This is a genomic window from Streptomyces spongiae (assembly GCF_009377185.1).
GTDB lineage: Bacteria > Actinomycetota > Actinomycetes > Streptomycetales > Streptomycetaceae > Streptomyces > Streptomyces spongiae.
In genome coordinates this window covers 25,680-31,712 of record NZ_VJZC01000051.1, presented here as the reverse complement: position 1 = coordinate 31,712, position 6,033 = coordinate 25,680, and the positions used below count along the sequence as shown (strand labels likewise).

General features: G+C 71.2%; 6 protein-coding genes. 1 reads left to right on the top strand and 5 read right to left on the bottom strand.

From position 1 onward, the window contains the following. The 4 genes from FNH08_RS10880 to FNH08_RS10865 form a co-directional block, all read right to left on the bottom strand. Positions 1-435: response regulator (locus FNH08_RS10880; protein WP_152771244.1), on the bottom strand; the 435-nt coding region annotated here is incomplete at its 3' end. Beyond that, positions 432-1,799 (bottom strand): sensor histidine kinase, encoded by a 1,368-nt coding sequence (locus tag FNH08_RS10875; protein WP_152771243.1) that lies wholly within the window; start codon positions 1,797-1,799, stop codon positions 432-434. The genes FNH08_RS10880 and FNH08_RS10875, both read right to left, overlap by 4 nt. Positions 1,800-1,825: 26 nt before the next feature. After that, positions 1,826-2,707: an ABC transporter permease gene (locus FNH08_RS10870; RefSeq protein WP_152771242.1), complete on the bottom strand. Its 882-nt coding sequence runs from the start codon at positions 2,705-2,707 to the stop codon at positions 1,826-1,828. 1 nt (position 2,708) lies between these two features. After that, positions 2,709-3,638: an ABC transporter ATP-binding protein gene (locus tag FNH08_RS10865; protein WP_152771241.1), complete on the bottom strand. Its 930-nt coding sequence runs from the start codon at positions 3,636-3,638 to the stop codon at positions 2,709-2,711. A 305-nt stretch (positions 3,639-3,943) separates the two neighbouring features. On the opposite strand from FNH08_RS10865, the gene FNH08_RS10860 reads away from it, so the two are divergent. Further along, the gene (locus FNH08_RS10860; RefSeq protein WP_152771240.1) at positions 3,944-5,149 is read left to right on the top strand and encodes an FAD-dependent monooxygenase; all 1,206 of its coding nucleotides are present in this window, start codon (positions 3,944-3,946) and stop codon (positions 5,147-5,149) included. 43 nt (positions 5,150-5,192) lie between these two features. On the opposite strand, the gene FNH08_RS10855 is transcribed toward FNH08_RS10860, so the two are convergent. Continuing rightward, the gene (locus FNH08_RS10855; protein ID WP_322724202.1) at positions 5,193-6,032 is read right to left on the bottom strand and encodes a class III extradiol dioxygenase subunit beta; all 840 of its coding nucleotides are present in this window, start codon (positions 6,030-6,032) and stop codon (positions 5,193-5,195) included. Position 6,033 lies beyond the last annotated feature (1 nt).

Genomic DNA, 6,033 nt, shown 5'->3' with positions numbered 1-6,033 from the left:
GGACGGCGCGAGGACCTGGTGGGCGTAGGCGTCGAGCAGGCGGCGGGTCAGGCGGGGGGCCACGACGGCGTCGCCGGTGGCGACGGCGTGGATGCCGGCGACGAGTTCCTCGGGGCGCGCGTCCTTGAGCAGGAAGCCGCTGGCGCCGGCGCGCAGCCCTTCGTAGGCGTACTCGTCGAGGTCGAAGGTGGTGACGATGAGGACGTGGGTGCGGCCGCCGGTTGCGACGATCTGGCGGGTTGCTTCGAGGCCGTCCATGCCGGGCATCCGGATGTCCATGAGGACGACGTCCGGTCGTAGTTCGGCGGCCAGGCGGACGGCCTCGGCTCCGTGTGCGGCTTCGCCGACCGGGGTGAGGCCGGGGGTGCCTTCGATGAGCATGCGGAAGCCCATGCGTTGCAGGGGCTGGTCGTCGGCGATCAGGACGGTGGTCATGGCAGGTGTTCTCCCGGTGCCGACGGGGACGGTGTGGACGGCACGTTGAGTATCACGTCCACGAGCCAGCCGTGTCCGGTGTCGCGTGGGCCGATGGTGACGGTGCCGGCGTACATGGCCGCCCGCTGACGGATGCCGACCAGGCCGTGCCCGGTGTGGCCGGTGCCCGGCTCCGGCTGGGCCTGCGCGGGTGCTCCGGGTGGGGCGCCGGTGTCGGAGACGCGGATGTGGACGGTGCCGGCGTCGGTGGCCACCGTGACCTCGGCGGTGGAGCCTGTGCCGGCGTGCTTGAGGGTGTTGGTCAGGGCTTCCTGGACGATGCGGTACACGGTGAGCTGCACACCACTGCTCAGCGAGTCGAGATCGCCCACGGTCCGGTAGGCCACCCTCAGCCCTGCCGCCCGGACCCGCGCCAGCAGGGGATCCAGATCACGGACCCCCGGCTGCGGGCTGAGCATCCGTACGTCGTCCTGGTGCTCCTCGCGCAGGACGCCCAGCACGCGTCGGAGTTCGCTCATGGCCTGGCGGCCGGTGTCGCCGAGGATGCGCAGCGCCTCGGCGGACTGCTCGTTCCTGTTGGTGGCGAGGGTCGCGGCCCCGTCGGCGACGCTGACCATGACGGAGAGGTTGTGGCCGACGATGTCGTGCATTTCGCGGGCGACCCGGGAGCGTTCGGCGGCGGCGGTGAGCTGGGCACGTTGGTCGTGCTCGATCTCCAGACGTCTGGCGCGGTCCTCCAGCGCCGCCAGGTACATCCGGCGGATCCGGAGTGTCAGTCCGACGGCGATGGCCGCCGTCGTCGTCCCCAGCAGGAAGAAGAGACCGAGCAGCCAGTGCTCGACATCCATCAGGACGCAGACGGCCAGGATCAGTTCGGCGAACGTCAGCGCGGCGGCCCAGCCCAGCACCCGCAGCGAACCGTGCAGGGCCAGGCTGTACAGGGCGACCAGCGTACTGATGCCGGCCTGCTGCCAGACGCCCAGCGACCACTGGACCAGGGACACCGACGCGATCACGAAGAACGTGACGGCCGGGGCCCTGCGGCGCCACCACAGCGGCACGATCTGCCCGGCGGCCAGGACGAACAGGACTCCGATCGGCAACTGGTCGCCGTTGCCCGTCTCCCCGAACGGGCCATGACTGTCGCTGGTGAGCAGGTCCGGCAGGCTGATGGCGAGTACGAGCAGGACCACCGCGGTGTCGAGCAGCCACGGATGCCGGCGGTCCAGCCGCTGCCGACGGCTCTGGCCGCGCAGCAGACGGCCCAGGAGCGGGTGCGCCAAGGCGGCGTCGATCCCGGGGGACGGCGGGAGCGCCGTCCCCCGGGTGGTGTCCGCGGCGGCCGCCGCGCGTTCCGGACTCATGGACCTCATTGTCCTCGGCTCGCTGGTCAGGCGTCCGTCTTGCGGAGTCGGTAGGCCGCGCCGATGAGGGTCAGCGCCACCCAGCCGGCGAAGACCGCGAGCCCGGCTCCGGGGGAGAGGGCGTCCGAGGACTCGTGGAGGGCATAGATGGCTGAGCCGGCGTTGCTGGGGAAGTAGGGGCTGAGGGTGTCGTACCAGGAGTCGGGCAGCAGTGAGGCGAGACCGGGGAGGATCAGCAGGACGCCGACCAGGGCTGCGATGGCGCCGGCGGAGGAGCGCAGGAGTATGCCGAGGGCCACGCCGAAGATGGCGACCAGGCCGAGGTAGAGACCGGCGCCGGCCAGGCTGCGCAGGACTCCGTCGTCGCTCAGGGCGAGTGAGATCTTCTCGCCGTCCAGGCCCGGGGTGCCCAGCTGGAAGGCGGCGAGGGCACCGAGGGTGGTGAGGACGAGGGCGATGGGCCCGATCACGGCGGCCTTGGACCACAGGACGGGCAGGCGTCGGGGAACGGCGGCGAGGCTGGAGCGGATCATGCCGGTGCTGTACTCGCCGGCGGCCAGCAGGACTCCGAGCACTCCGATGGCCAGGGACGCGAAGGTCACGCCGGTCAGGGCCAGGCTGACCGCGTCACTGTCGCCGCCGGAGCCCGGCCCGGGCGGCCCGTCACTGGCGATGGCGTCGGGGCTGTAGGTGTAGGAGGCGATCGCGCCGAAGAGGACCAGCAGGACGACGGCGACGGCCAGGGTGATCCAGGTGGAGCGCAGCGTCCAGAACTTGGCCCATTCCGAGCGCAGGACGCGGATGCCGGTGACTTTGTAACTCGCCCTGGAGGTCTGGGGATCGGGTGCCGCGGAGAGGGTGCGGGGCTGGTCCGGGCGCTGCTTGCGCCGCAGTGCGGTGGCGGGCATCTCAGGCGGCCTTTCGTTCGGTGTCGGCGGGTGCGCTCTGGTACTCGACGGCGTCGCGGGTGAGGTCCATGAAGGCCGCCTCCAGGGAGACGGACTGGGGGGTGAGTTCGTACAGCGCCACCCCGTGCTGGGCGGCGATCGCCCCGATCTGCCGGGTGTCGCGTCCGGTGACCAGCAGCTCCTCCTCCGAGGAGGAGGTGATGGTGACGTCCGGGCCGGCCAGCAGCGACCGCAGCCGCACGGCCTCGGTGCTGGCGACCTTCACCCCGCCGCCGCCGGCCTCCTGGGTGAAGTCCTCGACGGTGGTGTCCGCGAGGAGCCGGCCCCTTCCGATGATCACCAGGTGGTCGGCGATCAGCGCGGTCTCGCTCATCAGGTGCGAGGAGAGCATCACGGCCCTGCCCTCCTCGGCCAGCCGCCGCAGGAGGTTGCGCACCCACAGCACGCCCTCGGGGTCGAGGCCGTTGACCGGCTCGTCGAGCATGATGATCCCCGGATCGCCCAGGAGCGCGGAGGCGATGCCGAGCCGCTGGCCCATGCCGAGCGAGAAGGCGCCCACACGCTTGGTGGCCACGCTGGTCAGCCCGGCCAGCTCGATGACCTCCTCCACCCGGCTGCGCGGGATACCGTGCGTGTGCGCCAGCGCCATCAGGTGGTTGACCGCGCTGCGCCCGGGGTGGACGGACTTGGCCTCCAGCAGCGTGCCGATCTCCTGCAACGGCGCGCTGTGTCGGGAGTAGGAGCGCCCGTTGACGGTGACCGAACCGGCGGTGGGGGAGTCCAGGCCGATGATCATGCGCATGGTGGTGGACTTGCCCGCGCCGTTGGGGCCCAGGAAGCCGGTCACCTCACCCGGCTTCACGGTGAAACTCAAGTGATCGACCACCGTCTTGTCCCCGTACCGCTTCGTCAGCTCACGCGCCTCGATCATCGGAATGGGCCTCTCTCGCCTCGACAACGGCCGCGGAAGCACCGCGGCATCTGCATACGAAGCTACGAGCGGGGCCGGTCGAAGCCCTGGGACCGCGGGGGAATCTTCGAGACCCCTGTGGTACCGCGGTACCACTCGGACGACCTGCGCCGATACCTCTCAGGTATGACGCGGACTCGGCGCGGGCCCATCCGTTCGGCCCCTGGACGGCGACGCCACACCGCTCGTTCCATTGGTACGTGACGTGCCGTCAGGTGGGATACATGGTGCTGCCCGCAGCGCCGAAGGGACCAGGAGGCCGGCGGATGACAGAGCGTGCGGATCGGCGGGTACAGGTCGCCGTGATCGGTGGCGGTATCGGCGGACTCACCACGGCGGCCTTCGTCCGCCGAGCGGGCCTGTCCGTCGAGGTGTTCGAGCAGGCGCGTGAGCTGCGCGAGGTCGGAGCCGGACTGGTCGTGGCTCCCAACGCGGCTCGGCTGCTGCGCCGGCTCGATCCGCCGACCACACTCGACGACGTCGGTGTCGCGTTGCAGCGCGGCTGGGAGTTCCGGCGCTGGGCCGACGGCGCGGAACTGTTCTCGCAGGAGCTGGGCGAGGCGTGCCGGCAGCGCTACGGCGAGCACACCTGGACCCTGCACCGTGCCGACCTGCTCGAGGTGCTGTGCTCGGTGCTGCCCGCGGACCTGGTCCGGCTCGGTCGGCGCTGTGTCGGGTTCACGCAGGACGACGACGGCGCCACCGTGGACTTCGCCGACGGCTCGGCCGTCCGAGCTGATGTCGTGGTCGCCGCCGACGGGATCCATTCCATGCTGCGGGGGTATGTCACGCAGGTGGGCCGACCGCGGCAGACGGGGGTGTGCGCCTGGCGTGCGCTGGTCGACGTGGACGCCGCTCCCGAGCCCGCCCGCCGGCCGGTGATGACCCTGTGGCTGGGGCACGGTCGCCATGTCGTCCACTACCCGGTGTCGAGCGGGCGGCTGGTGAACCTGGTGGCGTTCAGCCCCGTGCGGGCGACCGATGTGGAGTCGTGGTCCGCCGAAGGGCGGGTCGAGGACTTCGCCGCGGAGTTCGCCGCATGGGATCCGGGGCTCACGGCGCTGATCGGGGCCGCCGAGCGGGTCGGACGGTGGTCCGTCCTGGACCGCGCCCCTCTGACGACGTGGGTCAGCGGCCGTCTGGCCCTGCTGGGGGACGCCGCCCACGCCATGCTGCCCTTCTACGCCCAGGGTGCCGGTCAGGCCATCGAGGACGCCGCCGTGCTGGCCGCCTGCCTGGCCGACAGGAGCACCGATCCGCCCTCGGCACTGGCGACGTACGAGCGCCTGCGCCTGCCCAGGGCGACACGGGTGCAGGAGGCAAGCCGGGGCAGGCTCGTCCACAACCACCTGCCGGACGGTCCTGAGCAGCGCGAACGTGACCGGGCCTTCGCCGCCGAGGACCCCTTGGGGCACAATGCGTGGCTGTACTCCTACGACGCCGAACAGGCCGCGGCGGCGTTTCTGGGCTGAGAACGGTGCACGAGCGGTCCGTCATCAACCACCACGCCGTGTCTCACGTCCTCAGGTTCTCGAACAGCACCATCCCAGCCGCCGTGTTCGACGCCGGTACGTGGTAGGTCTCGTGCACCCGGCGGATGCGTGGCCCCAGGGCGCCGCGCATGATCAGCCACATGACGAGTTCGATGCCCTCGGAGCCTGCCTCGCGGATGTACTCCTCGCGTGTCAGCGAGGCCAGCTTCTCCGGGGCGTGCTCGATCGCGTCGAGGAACATCCGGTCGAAGTCCTGGTTGATCAGTCCCGCCCGGGCGCCCGCCAGTTGGTGGGACATGCCGCCGGTGCCGAACACGGCGACCTTGAGGTCCCCGGGGTAACCGCGGATCGCCTCACCGAGCGCGTGGCCGAGGGCGAGGCACCGGGCGGCGGTCGGCTGCGGGTACTGGATGACGTTGACCAGGAGAGGCACCACCGCGCACGGCCAGCGGTCACCGGGGTCCGGGCAGTACACCGACAGCGGGACGGTCAGGCCGTGGTCGACATCGAGTTCCTGGTAGACGGTGAGGTCGAAGGAGGCGTCGATCAGGCTCTCGACGAGGTGGTCGGAGAACTCGGGGGCGCCGGTGACGGCCGGTACGGGGCGGCTGCCCCACCCTTCGTCGGCCACCGGGTACGACGGCGCGGTGCCGATCGCGAAAGTCGGGGTGGCACTCAGGTCGAGGGCGTTGGCGTGGTCGTTGTAGACGACGACCGCGACATCGGGGGTGTGCCGGGCCATCCACTCCCGCGCCGGCGCGTACCCGTCGAACAGCGGTTTCCAGTAGGGGTCCTGGGTCTTCCCCCGGTCCATGGCCGCACCGATCGACGGTACGTGCGAGGTGGCCAGTCCCCAGATCACC

Bases quoted from the DNA above. Each gene is read 5' to 3' on its own strand.
- FNH08_RS10875 (WP_152771243.1), bottom strand. From the start codon at position 1,799: ATGAGTCCGGAACGCGCGGCGGCCGCCGCGGACACCACCCGGGGGACG.
- FNH08_RS10865 (WP_152771241.1), bottom strand. From the start codon at position 3,638: ATGATCGAGGCGCGTGAGCTGACGAAGCGGTACGGGGACAAGACGGTG.
- FNH08_RS10870 (WP_152771242.1), bottom strand. From the start codon at position 2,707: ATGCCCGCCACCGCACTGCGGCGCAAGCAGCGCCCGGACCAGCCCCGC.
- FNH08_RS10860 (WP_152771240.1), top strand. From the start codon at position 3,944: ATGACAGAGCGTGCGGATCGGCGGGTACAGGTCGCCGTGATCGGTGGC.